The 24,049-nt window shown below is 41.5% G+C and carries 20 protein-coding genes; 11 read left to right on the top strand and 9 right to left on the bottom strand.

Annotated elements, in window-relative coordinates; all coding sequences use genetic code 11:
* Positions 1–65: 65 nt before the first annotated feature.
* Entirely contained in the window at positions 66–1,805 is a 1,740-nt protein-coding gene (locus FQ608_RS02235; protein WP_234364014.1) for a PQQ-dependent sugar dehydrogenase, read from the top strand.
* Positions 1,806–1,983: 178 nt separating this feature from the next.
* Here the strand turns inward: FQ608_RS02235 and FQ608_RS02230 are convergent, their stop codons facing one another.
* The 6 genes from FQ608_RS02230 to FQ608_RS02205 form a co-directional block, all read right to left on the bottom strand.
* The gene (locus tag FQ608_RS02230) at positions 1,984–3,417 is read right to left on the bottom strand and encodes a peptidylprolyl isomerase (protein WP_158856158.1); all 1,434 of its coding nucleotides are present in this window, start codon (positions 3,415–3,417) and stop codon (positions 1,984–1,986) included.
* The gene (locus FQ608_RS02225) at positions 3,395–4,294 is read right to left on the bottom strand and encodes a peptidyl-prolyl cis-trans isomerase (protein WP_317168879.1); all 900 of its coding nucleotides are present in this window, start codon (positions 4,292–4,294) and stop codon (positions 3,395–3,397) included. Before FQ608_RS02225 ends, FQ608_RS02230 begins: the two co-directional genes overlap by 23 nt.
* Complete coding sequence (locus FQ608_RS02220) at positions 4,251–6,272, bottom strand: peptidylprolyl isomerase (protein ID WP_234364013.1); 2,022 nt, start codon at positions 6,270–6,272, stop codon at positions 4,251–4,253. Before FQ608_RS02220 ends, FQ608_RS02225 begins: the two co-directional genes overlap by 44 nt.
* Positions 6,273–6,362: 90 nt before the next feature.
* The gene (locus FQ608_RS02215; protein ID WP_158856341.1) at positions 6,363–6,779 is read right to left on the bottom strand and encodes an ATP-binding protein; all 417 of its coding nucleotides are present in this window, start codon (positions 6,777–6,779) and stop codon (positions 6,363–6,365) included.
* Positions 6,769–7,113 carry an STAS domain-containing protein gene (locus tag FQ608_RS02210; RefSeq protein WP_158856156.1) on the bottom strand — a complete coding sequence of 115 codons (345 nt, stop codon included), beginning with the start codon at positions 7,111–7,113 and terminating at the stop codon, positions 6,769–6,771. The genes FQ608_RS02215 and FQ608_RS02210 overlap by 11 nt, the downstream gene beginning before the upstream one ends.
* A 31-nt stretch (positions 7,114–7,144) precedes the next feature.
* The gene (locus FQ608_RS02205) at positions 7,145–9,211 is read right to left on the bottom strand and encodes a GAF domain-containing SpoIIE family protein phosphatase (RefSeq protein ID WP_158856155.1); all 2,067 of its coding nucleotides are present in this window, start codon (positions 9,209–9,211) and stop codon (positions 7,145–7,147) included.
* A gap of 86 nt (positions 9,212–9,297) precedes the next feature.
* On the opposite strand from FQ608_RS02205, the gene FQ608_RS02200 reads away from it, so the two are divergent.
* The gene (locus FQ608_RS02200) at positions 9,298–10,011 is read left to right on the top strand and encodes a DUF4197 domain-containing protein (RefSeq protein WP_158856154.1); all 714 of its coding nucleotides are present in this window, start codon (positions 9,298–9,300) and stop codon (positions 10,009–10,011) included.
* A 65-nt stretch (positions 10,012–10,076) separates the two neighbouring features.
* Here FQ608_RS02200 and FQ608_RS02195 read toward each other — a convergent pair whose 3' ends face one another.
* Both FQ608_RS02195 and hemW read right to left on the bottom strand, forming a co-directional pair.
* Positions 10,077–10,391: a DUF721 domain-containing protein gene (locus FQ608_RS02195; RefSeq protein WP_158856153.1), complete on the bottom strand. Its 315-nt coding sequence runs from the start codon at positions 10,389–10,391 to the stop codon at positions 10,077–10,079.
* 68 nt (positions 10,392–10,459) lie between these two features.
* Entirely contained in the window at positions 10,460–11,584 is a 1,125-nt protein-coding gene (gene hemW / locus FQ608_RS02190; RefSeq protein ID WP_158856152.1) for a radical SAM family heme chaperone HemW, read from the bottom strand.
* A 269-nt stretch (positions 11,585–11,853) separates the two neighbouring features.
* On the opposite strand from hemW, the gene FQ608_RS02185 reads away from it, so the two are divergent.
* The 9 genes from FQ608_RS02185 (at position 11,854) to porN (ending at position 22,170) form a co-directional block, all read left to right on the top strand.
* Entirely contained in the window at positions 11,854–12,774 is a 921-nt protein-coding gene (locus tag FQ608_RS02185; protein ID WP_158856151.1) for an SMP-30/gluconolactonase/LRE family protein, read from the top strand.
* A 26-nt stretch (positions 12,775–12,800) separates the two neighbouring features.
* A complete protein-coding gene (locus FQ608_RS02180) occupies positions 12,801–14,501 on the top strand; it encodes a BamA/TamA family outer membrane protein (RefSeq protein WP_158856150.1) in 1,701 nt (566 codons plus the stop codon).
* The gene (locus FQ608_RS02175) at positions 14,502–15,620 is read left to right on the top strand and encodes a DUF4271 domain-containing protein (RefSeq protein ID WP_158856149.1); all 1,119 of its coding nucleotides are present in this window, start codon (positions 14,502–14,504) and stop codon (positions 15,618–15,620) included.
* 26 nt (positions 15,621–15,646) lie between these two features.
* Positions 15,647–16,420, top strand: coding sequence for a uroporphyrinogen-III synthase (locus FQ608_RS02170; protein ID WP_158856148.1), 774 nt, complete (start codon positions 15,647–15,649; stop codon positions 16,418–16,420).
* Between the two features lie 77 nt (positions 16,421–16,497).
* Positions 16,498–17,475: a PorP/SprF family type IX secretion system membrane protein gene (locus FQ608_RS02165; protein ID WP_158856147.1), complete on the top strand. Its 978-nt coding sequence runs from the start codon at positions 16,498–16,500 to the stop codon at positions 17,473–17,475.
* A gap of 114 nt (positions 17,476–17,589) precedes the next feature.
* Positions 17,590–18,684 (top strand): T9SS ring complex lipoprotein PorK/GldK, encoded by a 1,095-nt coding sequence (gene porK, locus FQ608_RS02160; RefSeq protein ID WP_158856146.1) that lies wholly within the window; start codon positions 17,590–17,592, stop codon positions 18,682–18,684.
* 55 nt (positions 18,685–18,739) lie between these two features.
* A complete protein-coding gene (porL, locus tag FQ608_RS02155) occupies positions 18,740–19,555 on the top strand; it encodes a type IX secretion system motor protein PorL/GldL (RefSeq protein ID WP_234364012.1) in 816 nt (271 codons plus the stop codon).
* 61 nt (positions 19,556–19,616) lie between these two features.
* Entirely contained in the window at positions 19,617–21,218 is a 1,602-nt protein-coding gene (gene porM / locus FQ608_RS02150) for a type IX secretion system motor protein PorM/GldM (RefSeq protein ID WP_158856145.1), read from the top strand.
* A gap of 100 nt (positions 21,219–21,318) precedes the next feature.
* The gene (gene porN, locus FQ608_RS02145) at positions 21,319–22,170 is read left to right on the top strand and encodes a type IX secretion system ring protein PorN/GldN (protein WP_449405371.1); all 852 of its coding nucleotides are present in this window, start codon (positions 21,319–21,321) and stop codon (positions 22,168–22,170) included.
* A gap of 31 nt (positions 22,171–22,201) precedes the next feature.
* Here porN and uvrC read toward each other — a convergent pair whose 3' ends face one another.
* The gene (gene uvrC, locus FQ608_RS02140) at positions 22,202–24,034 is read right to left on the bottom strand and encodes an excinuclease ABC subunit UvrC (RefSeq protein ID WP_234364011.1); all 1,833 of its coding nucleotides are present in this window, start codon (positions 24,032–24,034) and stop codon (positions 22,202–22,204) included.
* Positions 24,035–24,049: the final 15 nt, after the last annotated feature.

The following is a 24,049-nucleotide window of genomic DNA, read 5'->3' as shown; positions in this document are numbered from 1 at the left end:
CCATTTTAAAAATCTTCCTTTTCGAATTCAGAAATTTAGAATTAATTTAGGCCAAATTAATATCTATGGAGGTAATTAAGACTTCCACAAATGCTATGACCAAAAAATACTATCGGTACTTTCCAGCCCTTTTATGTTTGTGGGTGTTTCTTTTTTCCTGTACTTCGAAGACCAAGTCCGTAGAAGAGCTGATTTTGGTGAATCAAGCCACAGTGAGTAAGGGCCAGGAGCTTTTTGAACAGAACTGCGCTACCTGTCATGATTTTAACCAAGACGGCATCGGCCCTCAACTTGGCGGTTTAACCCGTATAGTACCGGTAGATTGGTTGAGGGGATTTATCAACAATCCCACAGAAATGATTGACGGTGGGGATGAGCGTTCCCAAGCCATCTTCGCCAGATACCAATCGTATATGCCCGCTTTTAATTACCTGGGAGAGGAGGGAATTGATGCGATAATCGCGTATATGCACCAATATGACGCTCCGGAGGCAAGCACCTTCATCAGGGCGGACTCGGTTGCGAATCCTATTCCGGAACCGATTCCACTATCTGACTTGGTTGCTAGGATTGAACTAGTCACCCAAGTCGCTCCTTCCAGTGAGGAAATGCCCAGAACTAGGATCGCCAAACTTGACTTTGAACCTACATCCGAGAAGTTGTACATTGTCGATTTACGGGGAAAAATGTTTGAGATCCTCGATGGAAATACTATTCCCTATATGGACATGGAAGCCTTGATGCCCAATTTTATCAATAAACCTGGATTGGCTACTGGATTTGGGAGTTTTGCTTTTCATCCCGAATTCACCCAAAACGGCCTGCTTTACACCACCCACACGGAAGGTCCAGGCTCAGCTCAGTCTGATTTTGGATATGCGGATTCGATCAAGGTTACGCTGCAGTGGGTTGTACTAGAGTGGAAAACCGGGAATCCAGCGGGGACACCTTTCCAAGGAGAAAGCAGGGAATTGTTCCGGATTGATATGGTCACTGGTATCCACGGTATGCAGGAGATCACCTTCAACCCCTTGGCTAAGCCTGGAGATGAAGATTATGGGTTGCTGTATATCGGAATTGGTGATGGGGGCAGTGTCGGATCAGGATATGAATTTATCCCTTATGGACCAAGCCAAGCCTGGGGCAGCATTTTTCGCATAGATCCTCAAGGTACCAACAGTAGCAACGGAAAGTATGGCATTCCTGATTCCAATCCCTTTGTGGGCCAAGAGGACAAAGTGGAGGAGATATTTGTTCATGGGTTCCGAAATCCACACCGATTGACTTGGACCAAGAAAGGGCAGAAATTGGCCACGAATATTGGGCAGGGTAAAGTAGAGTCGCTCTATATGCTTCAGCCGGGAGAAGACTACGGATGGCCAGTGCGTGAAGGAATATGGGTGATCGATTCCAAGGTCGCCATTAATCAAGTATTTACATTGCCTGAAGATGAGGCCAACTGGGGCTTCACCTATCCGGTGGCTATGTACGATCACGACGAAGGCAATGCAATTTCCGGTGGCTTTGAATATTGGGGGGCAAATGTGCCAAAATTAGATGGGAAATATTTGTTTGGCGATATTGTGAGAGGTAGGTTGTTTTATGTAGAAACCGACAAACTATCTTATGGAGCAACGGTTCCAATATATGAGTGGCAGGTAAAAATAGATGGTGTTATAAAATCCCTAGTGGAACTCTCCGGAACCAGAAGAGTTGATCTTCGGCTAGGAAGAGACGCTGATGGTGAAGTTTATATTTTCACCAAGCCAGATGGGAAAGTCTACAAGATCGTTGGAATTGATTGATAAACTGTTGACCTGCTAAAGTCAAAGAGCGTATTCAAGTTTCAATTACTATTAAAAACAAAAACCCGGGAAGGTGCTCTTTTCTATTTCCGGGCGATAACTAAATCAAAGCACCTAAGAAAATAGAATATTTAAATTTTCTTAGGTGCTTTGATTCGTATGGAATTATATTCCTTTTCTACTTTTCCTGAAGTGCCTCACACCTGTCGTAATCCGGATCGATGTCGATAAATACTTCCTCCTTGGCAACAATAAACCACTTGCTAAGAATTTCTTCTTCTTTTTTCCTTCTGGCAGCAGCTTTCAATTTTTCATAATCGTCGTTGATATTTGCACGGTGGGCAGCAAATCGCTCTTTGTAAAAGAGAATTCTAACTGCAGGTTCTGACCTACCTGAACGCGGATCTACATCATCAAACCTCATGGGCGTGGTGACGCTTCCTATTTTCATGCTGTCCAAGGTGAAATATAAAACGGGATCTTCCAACGTACGCAGAGTAAGCCTACTTGATCCGTTAATAGGGTCGGTGAAAAAACCACCATTGTCTGAAGTCGAACGGTCATCTGAATATTCCTTCGCAGCCTTGGCAAACGTAATTTTCTCCTCTACGATTTGTGTACGTAAGCTGTCCAAGTATCTCTCAGCCTTGGCAATATCCTCCTCTGACGGCTTGGGTATGATCAGTATGTGGCGGGTATTAAAGGTAGTGCCTCTTCGTTCAAGCAATTGGATTAGGTGAAATCCGAACATGGTCTCAACAGGATCGCCAATTTCACCCGGACGGAGTGCAAAAGCCATTGCCTCATATTCCGGTGCCAATTCTCCCCTTCTAAAAAAGCCTAAATCACCTCCTTGGACTTTTGAACCCGGATCTTCAGAATATTTCGTGGCCAGACTCGCAAAATCCTCATCACCATCTGCGATTTTTTGCTTTAGCTCAAGTAAAAAATCCCTGACTTTGTCCTTATCTGCCTTATTTACTTCTGGTTTTTTCACAATTTGTCCCACTGTAACTTCTGCGGAGAAAAAAGGAAGGGAATCAGTGGGAATGCTGCCAAAGAATTTCCTTACATCTGCAGGTGAGACGGTCAGATCCTCTGAAATAGTCTTTTGCATCTTGGCCACCACCATCTGTTCTTTAATGGCGTCCTGCAATTCATTTTTTAACTGCTCGGAGGTTTTCCCATAGGCTTCTATCAGCGTCTCCTCATCACCGCCAAACTGTTGCATGATCATGCTAAACCGCTGGTCTGTTTGAATCATTACTTCCGGGTCTGATACGATCACAGAATCGATTTCAGCCTTGGCCATCATCAGTTTATTTATTAGTAAGGATTCAAACACTTCACACCTGGTAGGCGTTGAAAATCCCTCCTGAGCTTGGGATATTGCCTCCAGGTATGCCTTCTGTAAGTCGGATTCCAGAACTATATTGTTATCTACCTTGGCAATGATTTTGTCCAAAACCTGGCCAGTCGGGATTGGAGCCGGAGGTTTTGGAGTATCTGCCACTGCTAGGGTATCCTGACCGAATGAAGGCAGAATGACCAAAACAAAAAGGAATAAGATACAGGTGAATTTCAGGTATTTAATCATAAATTTCAAACTCATTATTTTCCAATGCTTTATCGTATACTTCTTTATGCAGCTTTTCTGCAAGGGCGACACGTCTTTTATTAACGATTATTTTTGATATTTCATCCTTTACAAATTCTAAAGGCGGAACTTGGTCCTGCAATTTGTATTCCAGAATGTGAAAGAAATAAGCATGGTTGTCGTCTTCTATATCAATATGCTTATTACTTTTCAATAATTGTACGTTATTTGTACTTTGTGCCAGAGGTGTATTCAGGATAATATCGTCAAATTTGATCCAAGTTGAGTCTTCCAAGAAATAGTTGTTGGCATAGCGGAGGGAAAGTTCCTTTAGCTCTATACGGTCGCTATCTCTTGTGCTTCTAAGCAATCGCTCTACCTGCCGCTTTTGAGGAAGGCCTTTTTCCATTTTAATAAAATTGGTTCGAACAATTATTTCTTTCAGCGAGAAGTTTTCTTTGAATTTGTCGTAATAGGAAGTAATTTCTTCCAAAGGGACATTTTTGTCCAAAGACTGTTCCACCTGTGATTTTTCAAATTCATAGATAATCAACGCATATCGGTAATCCAATAACTTTCGGTTTAGTTCAGATTCGTCTATTGTAAGGTTTTTACCTGCTTCCTTGATCATAAGTTGCTTTTTGATCCAAGTTTGGATATACCTACTTACGAGTTCTGCGCTGTCCAAGTTGGACTGGGTGTCTTTGGTAATAAAATCAATGTCAGAAATATGAAGGTTAGTTTTACCAACAGAAGCGACGACGGGATCGTCGTCGTCTTCCTCGCTTTTGATCTTAAACATATCACAGCTAGAAAGGAACAGCACAATAAATCCTAGAATAAAAAGATTAGTTGACTGCAAGGTGGTAGATTCTATTTTTTTCACCTTCATTTATTTTAATACTATATTTTTCTTTTAACTTATTTATCAACGTTTCGTCTAGGTATGTCTGATAATCTTGTATAACCTTTCCTCTGGTTTCCTCAAATTCTTTAGAACCTTCAGGTAGTTTGTCCCCGGTTAGGATAAAATAGCGAATTCCATTTACCATTTTTTCGTGAAAATTTTTCGAAAGGTCTAAGTCTTGGAAAATTGGATTTTCAGTAGTCTCTACTAATCGGTCTTCTAAAGTAAATAACAATGGGAATCTTTCTAAAAAGGTTTCCTGAAGCACTTTTTCCAACCCTTTTTCATATTCTTTATTTTGCAGGTATCCCCTTAGTTTGGAGATTTCTTCGTTCTGGGGTTGGGTGATCTTCACTACGAGTGAAGGAACCCTCTCTTGCCAATAATAACGGTCCAAGTGTTCTTCATAGTATGTTCTTTGGCCGACAGAATCATTAATGGCTTTTTGCCAGACCAAATCATTCATCAGATTGAACAGCAAGATTCCATCTCTGAATTCCTGCACGAGCAGCCTATAATCTTTGTTGTTTTTGAATAAATCTCTCTCTTCGGCTTCATTAAGCTGAGTTACTATAAATCCGTCTTTCCATGATTCCAAGTCCGTCTTTTTATTGGCTTTTACCGAAGAACTTTCCTCGATAATATACTGCCAAAAATCTACCACTCTTAAAGTATCTGTTCCAATCCGCAACACCCATTTGTCCCATAACTCTCGCTGTTCCCATTTCCCTTTCAAGCTTTCAGGGGCTAGGTTGTTTTCTTGTTGAAATGTCTCAGCAAGAAGGTGGAAAATGGAATCATTTTCCTGGGCATCGTATTTTGCCTTTTGCATGGCCGTCACTTGGGACTTTATCAGAGTAGATCTGCTATCTCTCAGAATTCGGGATTTCAAGGTTTGTTCGAGTTCTTCGTAAGGAGCTACAGGCTTAACCTCCTCAAGACGGATAATATGGTAACCGAAAGGTGTTTTCACCGGATTGGAAATCTCGCCAATTTCTTGCAGGGCAAAAGCAGCCTGCTCAAATTCGGGAACGATACTGCCGACTCCGAACCAAGGAAGTAACCCTCCGCTTTGGCGGGTACCTGGATCCTCTGAAAATGTGCCTACAATTTCTTCCCAAGTACTGTTCTCTTTGAGCAGTTGTTCATAAATATCAACTACTTTACGCTTGGCCCTATCCTCACTCATCTCATCATCGGGACTGGTTCTTACCAACAAATGAGATACACGGATTTCACCCGGATTTGGTCTTCGGTCTTCCAATTTTATGATGTGATAGCCGTAATCTGTTAATATAGGCTTTGATACCTCCCCGACTTGCAGGTTGTAGGTTGCTGCTTCAAAGGGATAAACCATTTGCATGGCAGTAAAGTAACCCAAATTACCCCGGTTGGTCTCAACGGATGGATCTTGGGAATGTGTTAGGGCTAATTGGCTGAAATCCATTCCCTCACTCGCCTCAGCTTGGATTTTATTGGCCATCCTTAAAACAGTCAAGGAGTCATCAAGATTTGCGTTGGGAGGAAATGAGAGGAGGATATGACTGGCTTTTACTACCTCCTTGAGACGGCTGTAGGCTTTTTGCAACTCGCCTTCCTGAACTTCGTTTTCCAGTAGGAAAGGCTTCCGAATATCTTCCCTGAAGGAACCGAATTCCTCGATGAACTCTTCCGATTCATGATATCCTAGCTTCTCTGCTTCTGTTACTTTTAACTTATAGTTGATGAATAACTGGAAATTTTCTTCAAACTCTGCTGAACTTACGAGTTTGTTTTCTTCGGACGGTGCGCTATTTTTGGATAGAACATACAAAAACTCCTCAGCCGGCACAGGGATACCATCGATTGAAATCAGATAGGGATCCTCCGGTGGGGAGGTTGTCAGCTGGCTGTCTGCAGTGATTTTTGGGGTACAGGCTAGTGCCATACATCCCATCAACAAGCATCTAAGACTGGTTTTCATTTTTACGCATCCAGGAAATAATCATGCAATGTTACAAATTTTAATAGACAATCGGTGTGTTATTGCCTGATATCTCCTTGAATTTAACAATCATTTGGATTTGAGCTGCTTGACCAGCCTGCACACGTTTTGGCTGTTTTTAGACTCAAATTCAATTTTGTCCATGATCTTTTTGACCAATAGAATTCCTATTCCTCCCTTTCGTTTTTCTTTTATCACTTTGGACAAATCAGGAGCTTCGTATTCGAGGATATTAAATGCCTGTCCAGAATCAAAAATCTCAAAAGTTATTTTATGCGCGTCATCAGTGACCCGGAGTTTGATGAAATCGTCCGGGTTGCAGTTGTGGGAGTGGATAATGAGATTGGCACACACTTCTTCCACAGCCAGAATCAATTGATTTTGTACGATTTCATTGAGGTCCTTCGGTTTCAAAATATCTGAAAGAAATGATCTCAGCTCACCCAGCCTATTTTTTTCGCAGGCTAACTTCAGTTCATGCATCATAAATTCTTGCCAATGCTTCATGCTGGTCCTTCTCAATGGTAATCAATTGATCCAATCCTAAAATATGAAATACATTCTGTACTTTATCATTCAGTCCGAAAATGACGAAAGCGATATTATTGTCCTGAAAATCCTCCAAATAGGACATAAAGACTCCTAATCCAGCAGAGGAAATATACTCTAATGTAGACCCGTCAACCAGTATTTTCTTCGTGCCTGCAGCCAATATTTCCTGAATGGCTTGATCCAACTCCACGGAGTTGCTGGCATCAACTTCTCCATTAAGCCGGATAAGGGTATACGATTCTTTTTTGCTTAGTGTTATCTCTAACATAGTCTGTTATACGTGTATGAAATCTTAATGTTCATTCAATAAATTTTATAACCATAAGCGAATAATCATCATCTGGAAGAGCATCTTTTCCTATGAATTCATATACTTTCCGAATAATCTCTTCTTTAATTTCTTTCGCAGAAAGATGGTGGCATAAATTCAACACATTTCTGAGTTGGTCGTATCCAAATTCTTTTGCTGCCAGATTTTTCGCCTCAATTATTCCATCCGTATACATTACCAGTACATCCCTTGGCGCATAGGTTAGTTTCCCTTCTTCTAGAAAATCCCCATATTGTTGGTTTCGCACCATCCCCAATCCCATCCCGTTGATTTTCAAAAACTCGCTCCTTCCCAAGGCAGAATTAAAGTATAACGTGGGGCAATGTCCAGCCCTTGCAAACCGGATATTTTTGGATGCAGTATCCAACAGGTAATAAGTAGTGGTGATGAAATGGTTTTTTTCCAAGCAATGGCTTAGCGCGTTATTTGCTTTTATAAGAAAGGTTATTGGAGGTAGCCCAAACTGCACCAGACTGTGAAAGATACCTTTCATCTGTGACATATTGAAAGCTGCAGATGTACCCTTGCCCGAAACATCTCCAATAATTAGCGCAAAATTATGGTCGTCAAACTGATACGTTTCGTAATAATCCCCTCCAACTTCATCCGCTGCGGCAGAAAACCCCTCGATTTCAAAGCAGGTATTGTGGTGCAGCTCCGTAGGAAGGAGACTGCGCTGAACCCGCTGGGCAATCTCCAATTCTTCCTTATACCTTTCCGTTACGATGGCTTCATTGAGTAGCCGATAGTTTTCTACAGATATAGATGCCTGTCCGACAAAAGTGGAAATAATGTTAATCATCTCTTTGTTGAACCCATCTTTCACTTCCTTTACTAGAAAAATGTTTCCCAGAAGTTTTTTGTTTACCCGAATGGGAAAAACCAATGCGGATTTGTAAAGTTCATGAGGTATTTTTCCGAAGATGTATTCTATCTTCTCATTATTTTCATTGCTCAGGTGATCGGAAAATGGCTTGGTTTGTCCCATAATTTGCCGAACATCCAGACGCTCTTCGTCTGAAATAAAACGCTGATGGACGATTTCCTTTGGATCGGAATCTCTGGGCATGATCTCTAACCACGCGGCATCCACATAGGCAGCACTCATGCAGCTGTCCATCAGAATATCCAACACCTGCTCTTCGTTTTCCCCAGGTTGTATGGATTGACTTAACCGCTGAAAGTTGATTGCTTCGATAAGCTTCTGTTCAAAAACCGAAGAAGTCGGCAAATTAAACAAGGTGACTAAAAAACTGAATAGCGAATAAATTATGACGAAGGCAAATAAACCGAGAAGGAATAGATTTTGCGAAAGATTTATGAAATATGGGTTTTTAAGGCTGTAATCCAAAGTTTGATACAGCAGGTAACCTGCACAAATGAGGATAGTTGACAAAAACAAGATAGATTTCCATTTTTCCTTGAAGGTCAGGTAGGGAATCCATTTTAGATTGGCGGAAAGAATAATGCTGTAAATAATCAAAAAGGTCATTCCAAAAAAGAAGCCGTAATCCAAATCATTTTTATTGATCAATACAAAAAACATACTGACCAGAAGAATGATCTCAAACGCCTGCCATTGTTGTACCACTGCCTTGCTACGCTGGTAGAGAATGAGGTGCTTCCACAACAAAGCCGTAGAAACCAAAAATAAACTCGTAAGCGCGAAGTTGACGTGATAAAAGAAATTCCTAAGCAATGGATCCGAATACAGGGCAGTGTCCTCCATCAGGTTGTATAAAACAACAATCAAAAGGGCAACCCCAGTGGCAAAAAGGCCGGTGGAAGCCGCCCGCCAAATTAGGTGGAGAAAGTTTTCATTTTGATGGCGGGAGATAGACTGGCTGAAAAAAAGGTATAGCAAAATGAAAAAAATGATCTCAAGAATCCAAGTCAGTTCTGAATCCAACCCTACCTCAATCTCATTGACATTACCAAATACTCGGGTAAGGTCAACCAATAATAACCCAATCCAGGTAAGTATTGCAAGAAAAACCGTAATCTTGCTAAGTTGTATGTTAGGTAGTCTGAACATAAATAAAAGGAACGCAATAATACATATTACCTGTCAGAAAGCATGAACTCATTTTATAAAACCTTGTTATATACCTAAACTGAACCATGAACCGAATCAACTATTTATTCTTTTTTACAGTGTCACTATTGACATTTGGATGTACCAGTGCCGATGTCAACCGTTTTATACAAGGGGCTTCCCAAGCTACTCTCACAAATGAAGACGTAGGAAATGGCCTCCGTGACGCACTTGTAAAGGGGATTTCCGTCGGAGCAGACCAGGCAGCTAAGGAAAACGGTTTTTTTGGCAATGATTTGATTCGAATTGCGCTTCCAGAAGACCTTCGCCGATTAGAATCCACCATGCGGCAATTTGGATTGGGGGCAGAAGTGGACCGTGTCCTTCTCACAATCAACAGGGGAGCGGAAAGTGCAGCCAAAGAAGCCAAACCGATCTTTATAAACGCCATTCGGCAACTTACCATTCAGGATGCTTTTGCCGTACTAAGAGGTGATCAGGATGCCGCTACCCAGTTTTTGAGAAGAACCACTACTGAGCAATTGACCGTTCTTTTTGAGCCTAAAGTGCAGGAGTCTCTAAACGAGGTCGGTGCTACCAGGCACTATACCGATTTGGTGAATGCCTATAATGCCATACCTACTACCCGAAAAATAAATCCGGATCTCAATGCTTATGTTACTGAGATGGCCATTGATGGGTTGTTTAAACTGATCGCCGAGGAAGAGCTCAAAATCAGGGAGAATCCAGCCGAACGGACGACTGCCATTATGCGCAGGGTATTTGGTTCAGTGCAATAGTTGAAAAACCTGCCCATTCCGATTGACGAATTTGAAGTTCAGTCGAGTGGGGAAGGGGATTAAGGTTATAAAAAAACCACATCAGTAATCACTCCTTCCCCGTATTTTGCAGAGATGAGGGACAATACCTTTGATTTGTTCATCATGAGTTCTTTCTTAATAGGGCCAGAAGTCAATTGAACGTAGAGCACTTTGTTTCTTACGCTGACGTTTCCTGTCCGTTTGGCCACGGTTTTGCCCATAAGCTCCGACCAGCCATTCACCACTACCCTTTCGTCGAATTTATCCCGGATTTTATAGGCCTCAAGCAGTTCTCTAAACACATCCTTTAACGGAGAAGTGATGCTCTTTCTGGCTGCATCGTTGGCATATTTTCGCATAGGTCAAAGATACAGGATTAATTCAAACCGTCAGATAATGGAGCGAAAGGATTTTCAAAAATGTGATTTTATAGGAACAACTTTGCGGCGACACTGTCTGCCAAAAGTTTGCCTTTTCGGCTTAAAATTAGGTGTCCGTCTTGGATGCTTACCCAACCGGATTTGCTCAAAAAGTTTAATTCCGCTGACTTAAGCTCAATTAAGTTCACCTGATAGGTGGTTTCCAAAAAATTCAAATCTGTACCCCAAATCGTACGTAGAGAGGTAAGTATGTACTCATTAATCCGATCTTCTGCGTTTAGATTATCTGTTTCAAAGACTAACTTTCCTTCACGCAGAGCCCTTACATAACCGGAATTGTTAGATACGTTGTATCCCCGGTTTGTCCCGTCAAAGGAATGTGCGCTTGGACCTACTCCCAAATAAGGGGCGCCGGTCCAATAATTTGTATTGTGCAAGGCGAAGGCATCCGGTTTGCCGAAATTGGAAATCTCATACTGAATATATCCGGCAGCTTCCGTGGCATCCTGCAAGATCTCAAATTCCTCAGCGACAAAATCGTCCGACGCGGGCTGGAAGGTACCTCTTTTTACCCAAGTCCCAAGGGCTGTTCGCGGTTCTATAGTCAATGCATAGCTGCTGATGTGTCCCGGGTCCAGATCCAATGCTGTGCGCAGATCTGCTTCCCACCCGGTATGGTCTAAGGAGGGAAAACCATACATCAGGTCGATGGATAATTTGGCGAAACCGGCGTTTCTGGCCAGTTCAATGCATTGAAGTGATTCCTCGGCATTATGTGCCCGGTTATAAAAAGTTAGCACCTCATTTCTAAAGCTTTGTATTCCAATGCTGAGTCTATCGATCCCACAGGATAAAAATTGAGTAAGTTTTGCGTCATTTAAATCATCCGGATTTGCTTCTAACGTGACCTCCCGCAGTTTGACCGGGTAATTTGCGTGGATGGTATCCATCAAATACGAAAGCTGGGATTGCGACAAAAGAGAAGGAGTCCCCCCCCCAAAATAGATTGATTCAATGATCTCTCCCTCGGGTAGGTAATTTTTTCGAAAGACCAATTCTTTTCCTATTTGATGTATCAATTCTTCCATCAGGTTGCTGCTTGTGCTAAAATGGAAATCACAATAGTGGCAGGCTTTTTTACAGAAAGGGATATGTAGATAGATTCCTGCCATGTATTCACAAATATTTATCGGGATTAATAAGCTAATTAATGGGAAATTCCGTTCAAAGAAACGAAGACTTGCGCAATAGAGCCATATCTTGTCATCATTTTATCGGTAGGAAATAAAAAATTACTAATTTCGAAGAATAATGATTACTGATACTCACCCTTTCATTTCATAAGGGGATCATCAATATTTTATTTTCATTGAAAAGTCTCAATTTAAACTATAAACCCGGTCCATACCAAATGTACATCGGGATAAAACAAACTCAAAAAATGAATCAACTTTCCCAAAAAATCAGTAGCCTCGTTCTGCTTTCCTTTCTTATATATACTGTTCCGGGATTGGCCCAAATGGAAGTCAAAAGTAATTTGGTAGCCAAAAATGCCGAAGTAGTAAAGCTGGGGGATGGGTATAAATTTACTGAGGGCCCTGCCGTGGATAGGCCGGGGAATGTTTTCTTTACTGACCAGCCAAATAATAAGATTTTAAAATGGACCTTTACTACAGGTGAGTTATCTACTTTCGAAGAGGAAGCTGGTAGATCCAACGGTCTCTATTTTAACCTAAAAGGTGACTTACTTGCCTGTGCGGACATGAATAATGAGCTCTGGTCTATTGACAGGGATGGCAATAAAAAAGTGCTGGTTGAAAGCTTTAAAGGGAAAAAACTCAATGGTCCCAACGATCTGTGGATTAATCCCCGTGGAGGGATTTATTTTACTGATCCCCTCTACAAAAGGGATTATTGGGAAAGAGATCCGGAGATGCAACAAGACGGTGAACATCTTTATTACGTGAGCGACGATGGCCTACAATTGTTTCGGGTAGATGAGACTCTGGTGAAACCAAACGGGCTCGTAGGTACACCTGACGGTAAAAAACTATACGTTGCCGATATTGGTGCCAAGAAGACCTATGTTTACGATATTGAGGAAGACGGTTACCTGACCAACAAGCAGCTTTTTGTAGAAATGGGTTCAGACGGAATGACCATCGATAACCGGGGAAATGTATATCTGACCGGAGATGGGGTGACCATTTTCAATGCTAAAGGTGTACAGATAGGCCATATTCCGGTAGATGCACCTTGGACAGCCAATGTATGTTTTGCGGCTGGGGATAGAAAGACTCTGTTTATCACCGCGTCTGACGCCGTGTATACCCTCCAAATGAAAGTGAGAGGAGTTTGGTAAAAAAGGTTACGTCTACCATGCTTTTTATGTCGGGTTTCTTTTTAGCTGAGTTAGCTTTTGGAAACGCCGACTTTAAACTTACCTATATAATAACTGGTGAAACTGAACGCCGGGGTGAAGAGGTTTTTGCCGATACACTTTCCAGACACCAATTTGTACGTGAATTGCTATTCATTCTTCAAGGCGAAGGATACCTATTCGCCCATGTGGCCGAATTATATATTACTGAACAGGGAGACCAAAATGTGAAAATTCAAACCGGTAAAAGGTTTGAATGGCTTTCTTTAAATAAAGGGAATCTGGAGGAGTGGTTGATTCTCAAATCGGGAATAGACCCCCAAAAATTTCAACGAATACCGGTTGACTATACAGCGGTGAAGCGGATTTTTGATGCTGTACTGAAGGTGTCGGAAAATCAGGGTTACCCCTTTGCTTCCATCCATTTGGACAGTATCCGCCTAACCGGACAACAAATTGGGGCAGCTATTGCCTATAATGCCGGACCAAGAATTACATTTGATACCCTAAGGGTGACGGGCAACTCACTGACGCGCCCTATCTTTTTCGCCCGGCTAATGGATCTCCTACCTGGAGAGCCATTTTCTCAAGCAAAGGTGGATCGGTCCTTCGGTTTATTAAAAAATATTCCCTATCTCCAGCTGGTGGGAGAGCCAAAGCTTAGTTTTCAAAATGAAGAAGCAACGGTCTATTTCCCGATCAATGACAGAAGAATAAACAGCTTGGACGGGATCATTGGCATCCTGCCCAATGAGGTGGAGGGCAATAAATTATTGGTAACTGGACAGTTTGATATTGCATTATATAATGTATCCGGAAAAGGCAGAAACTACCTAGCCTCCTGGCAGCGCTTAAGCCAGTATTCTCAAAACCTGCGTCTGACTGCCGTAGAGCCTATGGTATTGGGCTCCGGTCTGGATGTAAAGGCCTCCTTTTTCCTCCTCAAGGAAGACACTACGTTTTTGAACAGGGATTTTAAGCTGGACGTCGGATACCGGGTGAGCCCATCGACGTATCTGAGTTTTTTCACTAGGCGGCAGACAGGTGATTTGCTTTCAACTTCCCAGCTGGCAGAGGTTGAAGTTCTGCCAGATGTTGCGGATTTTAGGTTCACCAATTACGGGATGAGCTTGGAATTCAACACAGTGGATGATGTGTTTTTCCCCAAACGTGGCATTCTTTCATCATTTACTTTTGGATTGGGCAATAAACGGATTGTTCAAAACACAGGTTTGGCCCCAAGGTTGTATGAGGACATCGACAGAGAAACTTTTCAATATTATCTACAGGGTGGTATTACTTACCATCACTTATGGAGGCCTCAGCTGGGAACGATGGTCAATCTACAGGCAGGCCAAACAGCCAATCCAAACTTGCTGCTCAACGATCTTTTCCGGCTGGGAGGACTAAAGTCTATTCGGGGGTTTAATGAAAACTACTTCTTTGCAAGTCAATATGCCTATCTTACCGTTGAGCCGAGATTTTACTTTGATACCTCGTCCTATTTTTTGATTTTTGTGGACGCTGCCGGAATTAACAACCAAGTAACCGAACTGGGAAGGGATTTCCCTTTCTCATTTGGGGGAGGGTTTAGCATGCAGACCAAAGGGGGGATTTTCAATTTTGTCTATGCATTAGGCAGTTCGGAAACCCAACCCTTGGGGTTCAATTATTCACGAATACACTTTGGCTATACCGGAAGATTTTAAATGAAAAGCAATCGGATACTTTTCCTTGTCACCCTTATTTTTTGCTGTAGCTTCTTTCAAATGGGGCGTGCTCAGGTATTGGAAAATTTCAACCCGGAACTGAAGGTAACCACAAGGGGAACGATTTTAAAGACGACTGAAAAGTTGACGGTTTCCATTCCGCTGAACAGCTTTCCCTTATCCCATCTTCAAGTTAAGGTTCCAGAGGGCGCGGCAGTATTTTTGGCTGGGGTGTTATGGGATTTGTCTGTATCCGACACGATTTATCAGCTGCCAATGACAGAAATTCAGCGTTTGGCACCAGCAAAAGAGGAGCAGGTTGAGCTGGTAATCTTCAAGCCGGAAATTGAACTTGGCCAGGTGTCGGTACAAAAGATAAATTTCCAAAATGGAGAGGTGCTTGGAGCACCTGCATTTGAAATGAAGGAGGAGTTTTTAAAACGGACTAAGGACGATTTTAGAGAATTCTTTTTTCTAAGTGTGTTAATTATTTTGTTGTTGGTAGCCATATTCCGGATCGTTCATCCGACTGTGTTCAGTATTTTTTTAAACCCCAGGTTTTTGGTTACAGCGGAAGAGCTTACCGATACGACTATCACCTCTCGTTTTTTCTCGAGTGCGCTGTTGTTTTATTTGTTGGTGGTGAACCTAGTGCTTATACTTATCGCCATCAGTGGCCTCTATTTTCTTGATGTTGATCTAGGGGCTTATACACTTGCAAGAGATTTAAATGGCCTGTTCTTTTTTTGGCTGTTGGGTACAGTAATTGGCACATTCGTACTGTTTGTCAAATATGTGTGGCTCAAAGTCCTGTCAATTATTTTTTCGATTCTGAAATTTGAAATTCCCCATTTTCTTTATATGCTAAGGGCTATTTCGTTAGGATTACTCGTCGTTCTTGTGGTGCTAGTTTTCAGCATTGCAAACGCATCTGCTGATTTGGTGGAACTTACTTCTCTTTTGATTAAGGGGTATTTCATATACTACTTGGTGGCCACAGGCATGCTTTGGATATTAATGACGAATAAACTAACATTAAAAAATTACCATTTATTTTCTTACATTTGCACCGCAGAATTGATTCCCTTTTTGGTGATTACTAAATTGCTCATGGGGTAAACTTACTAATTAAGGAAAAAATTAAGATGACTCATTCAACAAAAGACAGACTTAACCGGGTTAGAAGTATACTGGTGTCTCAGCCAAAACCTACCGATGAAAGGTCACCTTATTTTCAGTTAGCCGAAAAATACAAGATAAAAATTGATTTTCGGCCATTCATCCAAGTAGAGCCAGTACCGGTAAAGGAATTCAGAAAGCAAAAAATTGATATCCTAAAGCACACGGCAATTATTTTTACCAGCCGAAATGCGATTGACCATTTTTTCAATATATGCCAAGAGCTAAAAATTGAAATGCCCGCAGACATGAAGTATTTCTGCATCTCGGATCAAACTGCGCATTATCTGCAAAAATATATTGTTATCCGCAAGCGAAAATTGTTTGTGGGAACGCGGACTGCGGCAGATCTGTTTGACTATTTCAAAAAACATAAGTCTGAAAAATATTTGTTTCCCTGCTCGGATATCCGAAAGGAAGACATCCCTGATTATCTTGCAAAAAACAATATCAATTACTCGGAGGCGATTATTTACCATACAGTACCGGCGGATCTTTCCGACCTCAAAGATATTAAATATGACATTTTGGCTTTTTTCAGTCCATCAGGAATCAAGTCACTATATCAGAACTTCCCTGATTTTGAGCAGAATAACACCCGCATAGCTGCGTTTGGACCGACTACGGCCCAGGCTGTTAAAGAGCAACATTTGATTTTGGATATTGAAGCGCCGCTTCCAAACGCACCGAGTATGACAGGCGCTCTGGAACTTTACATAAAAAAAGCAAACAAATTGTAAATACTTTTAATCTTTTTTAAGGTAATTTCAGTTAAAATGTGTAGAATAGGTTTTCAAAGTCAAAAAGTCATTTACACATGATGAAAAGAATTTACCTGTATAGGAGTGTCATCGTCTGTTTACCCCTATTGGTTTTATTTTCTATTCCCCTAACTGCCCAGCAGGATGCTCAGTTTACGCAGTATATGTACAACGGCCTCTTTTATAATCCTGCATTTTCCGGAAAGGACGCAGGATATTCCTTCTCTGCCTTGCATAGAAGTCAGTGGCTTTCGTATACCACTGGCACAGGAGGTGGCGGGGCGCCAACCACCCAGCTTGTAACCGTTTCCGGAGGATTCGAGAAAACGAACCTTGGTTTTGGCCTTACTGTCGTCAACGATGACATTGGCATCTCAAACAACCAGGAAATTAACCTATCTTTGGCCTATCATTTAAGAGTGGGTAGAGGGAAACTTAGTTTTGGTGCTTCAGGAGGGTTTTTTTCCAGTACATTAAAGTACGATGAATTGAACCCGGTAAATCCAGATCCAAGCCTACCGAGCGCAGGTAGGGAAAATCAGATTAACAATAGCTTTTCTTTAGGTTTTTTGTATGACCGAAGCAATTTTTATGCAGGGGCAAGTACAAGGCATTTTAATGAGCCAGAATTTGATTTTGGAGATGGGGCGCTGGGAAACCAACTGGAAAGGCATCATTATTTACTAGTCGGCTACAGAATAAACACTTTTGCATTGTTCAGTGTTGAACCAAGTATATTATTAAAATCAGTATCTTTGAATAATTTTTCTTATGACGTTAGCGTTATAGGCACGTACAACAAAAAAATAAGTTTAGGATTAGCATATAGAGGGGAGGAATCAGCATCTGTTTTGCTGGGATACAGTTTGTTAAGGGATAATTCTTTACGTTTAGGTTACGCATTTGACCTAGTCGTGGGAGGCCTTGAAGCAAAATCCCCTACTACTCACGAATTTATGTTAACTTACGACCTCCCCCAAGTCAGAAAAGAATTGGAAAGGGTAATACAGAGAACACCGAGATTTAGATTTTAAAACCGAAGTATAAAAAACCAAATTATTTGTGTTTTTCTATTATTTTCTTCTAAATTTCGATTTCTTTGATGAGTTAAATTGTTGAAATTGAATGTAGTTAATTTATTGTCATTTATGTTACGAAAAATGAACTCGCGTTATTTTGCTCTCGCAATTGGGCTTATCGTTGCGACGCTACTTCAGGGTTGCGGGCTTTTTGGAAGCAAGGGTGCTGCCAGTGAAAAGCAGAATAGAAGGGGTGAAGTTACAGGGGTTCCTAAGAGATCCGGCTGGCAACAAGCACTGCCTCATCAAATGGTACCCGTGAAAGCCGGAACCTTTTGGATGGGCCAAGCGGATGAGGATATCTCTCTCAGTATGTCTTCCATGAACAAGCAGGTTACCATTTCAGAGTTCTTTATGGACAAGTATGAAGTATCCAACAATAAATATAGGCAATTTCTGGAATCTGTACGCATGGGCGAACTTGCCTTAGGCACTCCAACCACACAAGCTGAACCTCCTCAGTTTAATATCGAGGAATTAATTCCTGACACTACGGTATGGACCAATAGTTTTACGCATCATTACGGAGATCCCTTGATGCAATATTACTTTGATCATCCGGCTTTTGATGATTATCCTGTCGTTGGAGTGAGTTGGAACCAAGCTAAGCAATTCTGTGAATGGAAATCCTATCACATGAATGCTAATGATCAGTCGGAATTTGACATGCCAAAATTTAGGTTGCCTTTCGAAGCAGAATGGGAATACGCAGCCAAAGGCGGAAAAGATATTGCCAAATATCCATGGGGTGGCCCTTACCTTAAAAATCGAAGAGGTTGCTTAATGGCCAATTTCAAACCGGGTAGAGGTAATTATATTGATGATGGATTTGCGTACACAGCGCCGGTAGATGCATTTGCGCCTAACGGATATGGATTATACAATATGGCAGGAAATGTTTCGGAATGGGTGGAAGATGCATATAATCCAGCGGCGAATGCGTTGGTTTGGGATATGAATCCAACCTATTTTGATGAAAACGAACCCCGAAAGGTCGTGCGTGGTGGATCTTGGAAAGATGTGGCTCATTATTTGGAGACAAGTACAAGAAATTATGAATATCAAGATTTGAAGACAGCACATATCGGATTCAGAACAGCCATGACCTATATTGGTAGATCTGGCTCCATGAGTGTGAAGTCCAACCGAAGAAGTAGAAGATAACAGATTCCTTAATTAGACAATTTAACTTATAATCACCCCTCTTTTTAAAAAACGTATGTCAGCAACAAACAAAAAATCCTTATCTTATAGGTTCTATACAGACGTTATGCCAAAGATTTACGGCATCGGCGCAGCAGTTGTAATTTTGGGTGCAATGTTTAAAATTCTCGACTGGCCTTTTGCAAATCTTATGATAGGTGTAGGGTTGAGTACTGAGGCAGTAATATTTTTTCTCTCAGCTTTTGAGCCAAGAAACGAAGAAATTGATTGGGCGAAAGTGTATCCGGAATTAGCAGAGGGAGAAAATGCGGGTGCTACTCCAATATCAAGAAAGGCTTCACCAGTACAATCCGATCAGACTGCCCAAAAACTGGACAGTCTGCTTGAAAATGCTAAAATCGGTCCGGATCTGATTGAAAGTTTGGGAAAAGGAATCCAAAATTTAGCCACTTCTGCGCAGAAAATGGGCAATATATCAGAGGCTACTTTGGCAACTAACGAATATACGCAAAACCTCAAGAAAGCTTCTACTTCACTTGTGTCCATAAACACCTCCTACGAGAAGACTGCAACAGCCCTGGCAGAAATGACTTCTGCCACGCAGGATGCCAGACAATATAGGGAGCAGGTAGTCAATGTGACGAAAAGCCTGGGCGCACTGAATAATATTTATGAAATGGAACTACAGGAAACCGAAAGCCATGTGAAAGTAATTAATAAATTTTACTCCAATATTGCGGCCGCTATGGAAGGCCTCAATGAGGCGGGCAAAGAAACCCAGTCTTTCAAAACAGAATTGGCAAAGCTTAATTCAAACGTGAACGCGTTGAATAAAGTTTATGGTGGTATGTTAACTGCCATGAAATCTTAATACAGTATTTGCTTCAAATTCGTGTTACAAAATTTTGTTCCTGAAAAAATTAAAATAGATTATGGCGGGTGGTAAAGAAACACCAAGACAGCGGATGATCGGTATGATGTACCTGGTCCTCACGGCTCTTTTGGCCTTACAAATAAGTAATCAAATATTGCAGAAATTCATTTTGTTGAATGATGGTCTGGAGCGAACTTCCAGCAATTACATTCAGAAAAATGAGTTTTCCTTAGATATTATAGCTTCTACTGTTGAACAACAGGGAAACAATGAGAAAGACCTTCCTAAAGTGGCCGCAGCCCAACAGATTAGGACAAAAAGTAGAGAAATCTATAGTTACTTAGAAGACATCAAACAAAGCCTAATTCAGCAGGCTAATTTGAAAAACGACGAAGGAAATTTTAGAACGGCGGCCCTTAAAAACGTTGAAATCCCAGGTAACTTGTTCAACAATAACCGGGTTGGATATGAAATGCAAGAAAAGTTGAATGTATATCCTGCGGAAATAAACGGCATACTATCCAGTTTGGGTATAAATTCCTCTTTTGGAGATATTGCTAAGGATGCAAGTGAAATCGATTTGTTTAAAAATGACAGGGAAGTCAATTACAAGGATTACGTAAATTTAAACTATGTAAAATCTCCGGTTGGAGCAGTGTTGGCAATCCTCAGTCAGCATCAAAATGAGGTTTTGAACATCGAAAGTGAAGCGCTTACTGCAATCACCAACTCGTTGGGTTCCTTTATATTTGAAGCCGATAGACTGATGGCACGGGTTGCTGCTAATTCAAACGTTGTGGCAGCCGGAACCAAATTTGAAGCTGATCTATTTATCGCTTCCGCTTCCTCCGGTGCCGAACTTAGGATGTCTGCGGACGGGCGTACAGTTCCAGTGGTGGATGGTTTTGGCAAGATAGAGTTTCCTGTTGCTCCAGCTTCCAGTTATGACGATAGGGGATTGGCCCGACGAACGCTGAAAGGGGAGATAATTGTACCTATTGGTGGTGTAGACAGTTTAATTTCGGTGGATTACGAATATTTTGTCGCTCAGCCACTAATTAAAGTTTCATCAGTAGTGGTTAGCCAGCTTTACGCTGAATGCGCCAACGACTTGAATATTGACGTACCTGCGTTGGGAAACTCTTATGCTCCTGAGTTTTCCGTTACGGGTGGACAGGCTATTAAAGGTCAGCGAGCAGGGGATGTTACCATTATCCCCGGTAGAAGCGGCAAAGTGGTTATTGGTGTGTCTAGTGGAGGCAATCGAATTGGATCTGTTGATTATGATATCAGACCGGTGCCAGCCCCCACCATCAGAGCATTTAACGGGGATACACCTATAGACTTTCAAAATCCCTTCCCTTTTCCAGGTCCACGATCTTTACAGATTAGAGCTGTGCCAGAGCCTACGTTTGCACAGACTATGTCCAGGGATTCTAATTTTGAAGTTACTTCTGGTGAGGTACGACTCGTGAGAAATGATGTTCCGAGGGCATCAGTGAGGATTTCCGGCAGGAATGTTTCAACCACAAGTTTGTTGGCGGAAGCCCAAGCTGGAGATAGACTGATAATTATTATAAACGAGGTAACGCGTACAAACTTCCAAGGAAATAAAATTGCTAGTCCTTTTAATGAGGTTTATAGTATGGCCATACGCTAATACGCTGGTTTCGACGTTACTCAGTAGTAAGCTATTAAAAAAATGAAATTATGAAATCGAGCAGGACTGAAACCGTCATAAATGGAGCAGATTATCCTACATGCGAGATTCCATATGGCAACTGAAAAACAATTATAATCATATGAAAGCAACGGGTAAATATTCTCTGATTACATCCATCCTGCTTATCTTTATTATTAACCTTGATGTCCTGGCTCAGCAGCCTACCTCCCAATTTGATGGAGGGGATAACCCAAGGTCCGTTATGGATACCACCTTTTCAGTATTGCCTATCCGGGAAGACGACAAGATGTATCAAATTGGCGTTTGGCGAAGGATAGACCTACGGGAAAAATATAATCTCCCATTCTATGGTACTGGCGGGCTTAAGCTCGGAGGAATTGTCCGGAATATCTTAGGAGCAGTACAGTCTGGTATGTTAAAGCCCTATGCGGATGAGGATTTTACGCAAGAGTTAGGTATTACCGATTTCGAGACTAACTTTTGGATTAATGAGCTTGGTGACAGTATTTTTGTAAGGGATCTTTATTTTGTGGATTTTAAGGAAGATTTTCTTTTTGACAAAAATAGATCCGAAATAAAGTTTGACATCAAATACCTGCAATTGGTTATGCCTTCTGAAACTAACAGTAACGCAGGCGAGAGGACGATAGGGTTTTTCAGATACAAGGATTTCTATAATCACTTTAAAAATGATCCTGAAGCTAAATGGCTAAACTTCCAAAACACATCCAAAAGTATTCCCTACAACCAAGCATTTGATATGCGTCTGTTCAAATCTGTTGTAAGAAAATACACCAATGCGGATAACGCCTTAATTGCGGATATGGTGGATAATAGCCAACCGAACGCACGAATGCAAGCCTATTTGAAGTCACTTGAATTTGAGTATGGGTTGCTCGAATGGGAAAATGATCTTTGGGAATGGTAAAAAATTAAAAGCGGGTTTTAGCCCGCTTTTTTTATTCAGCGGTTTCCCAGTTTTGTAAGTGTATTAATAACTTCTCTGTTTTATCCTTCCCAATAAGCGACTCCAGTGCCTCTTTTTCCGCTTCTCTAATCTTTCTCACGGATTTGAAATGGGAAAGTAGCTTCTCCGCAGTTCCGGGTCCAATACCCTCTATATCCGTAAGCTGGGTCCCAAAAGCCTTTTTGCTGCGGACGTCCCGGTGAAAGGTTATTGCAAATCTGTGTGCCTCATCCCGTATCCGTTGCAGCAGTCGGAGTGACTCAGACTTCTTGTCAATGTAAATCGGGAAACTGTCTTCGGGGAAATAGATTTCTTCTAACCGCTTTGCAATGCCTATAATTGGAATTTTCCCATAAATCCCCAGTGCACGTAGTGCTTCGACAGATGCGGACAATTGACCCTTCCCACCATCGATAACAATCAGCTTTGGAAGCGGCTTTTCTTCATCCAACAATCGCTTATACCTTCTGCCAACTATCTCTGTCATGCTGGCAAAATCATTAGGTCCTTCTACAGTCTTGATATGATAGTGGCGGTATTCTTTGTTAGCTGGTTTTCCATTCAGAAAGCAAACCATACTGGCTACTGGACTTGTTCCCTGAATATTGGAATTGTCAAAGCATTCGATGTGGTCTGGAAGCTCTGATAAAGAAAGATCATTTTTCAGTTGGCGGAGTACCCTGTTCTTTTTGTCTTCATTTTCTCCGGCTAGTAAGGCCTTCTCTTTTTTATAATACAGGGCATTTTTCAATGAAAGCTCGATCAGTTTTTTCTTATCGCCGATTTTTGGCTGAGTAATTTGAAAACCTTCTATTTCATCTTCAAAGGGTATGTTGGCGATGATTTCCTTGGCATCACTTTGAAATTGATCCCTAAGTCTGATAATGGCCGTTAGCAACAATTCCGAAGGCTCTTCATCCAACCTTTTTTTCAGCTCAACTGTCTTGGACAGGATAAGTGCTCCGTTTTTGATACGTAAGTAATTTACAAAGGCGAATTTTTCGTCACTGACAATGGAAAAAGCATCCAAGCTGTTGACAGATGGACTGATGACGAGTGACTTTGCCTGGTATTTTTCTAGCAAATCCAATTTTTCCTTGTACCGTTGTGCAGATTCGAAAGCCAGCCTTTCAGCTGCTTCCTGCATTGCTTCCTTAAAGTGGTTTTTGGCGACTCCCAAGTTTCCTTTTAAGATATGCTTCGCTTGCTCGATTTCGTTTAGGTAATCTTTTTCAGACTGAAATTCCTCGCAGGGTCCTAAACAGTTGCCTATATGATATTCAAGACAAACCTTATATTTTTTTTCACGCAGTTTGTAGGGAGAGAGGTCCAGCTTGCACGTTCTAATGGTGAATAAGGATCGGATCAGTTCCAGCACATTGTTCATGCCTTTGACGCTCGCAAATGGTCCGAAATATGTCCCTCTTGACGGGATAACCCTTCGAGTAGCAAATATCCTTGGAAAGGATTCTTTAGTCAATAACAAGTATGGGTAGGTTTTGTCATCCTTGAGAAGGATGTTGTATTTGGGTTGTGATTTTTTGATCAGGTTGTTTTCAAGCAAAAGTGCATCAAATTCCGAGTTAACCATGGTGAATTCGATTTTTTTAATCTCCTTCACCATGCGCCTGGTCTTTCGGTTAATGCCAATACTGTTCCCGAAATAGCTGGCTACCCGCTTTTTTAGGCTTTTGGCTTTTCCAACATAGATTAACTCTCCATCAGAATTATAATATCGATAAACACCTGGCTGATCAGGTAGAAGATGATATTCTGTTGTACTGTAGGATGGAGAATCTAGGTTTGGATTGTGTTCCATTGGCATAGCTCGGGGCAATTG

The organism is Lunatibacter salilacus, from assembly GCF_009797935.1.
Lineage (GTDB): Bacteria > Bacteroidota > Bacteroidia > Cytophagales > Cyclobacteriaceae > Lunatibacter > Lunatibacter salilacus.
The sequence above is the reverse complement of the archived record's forward strand: the minus strand, read 5'-3'. Positions and strand labels throughout refer to the sequence as shown.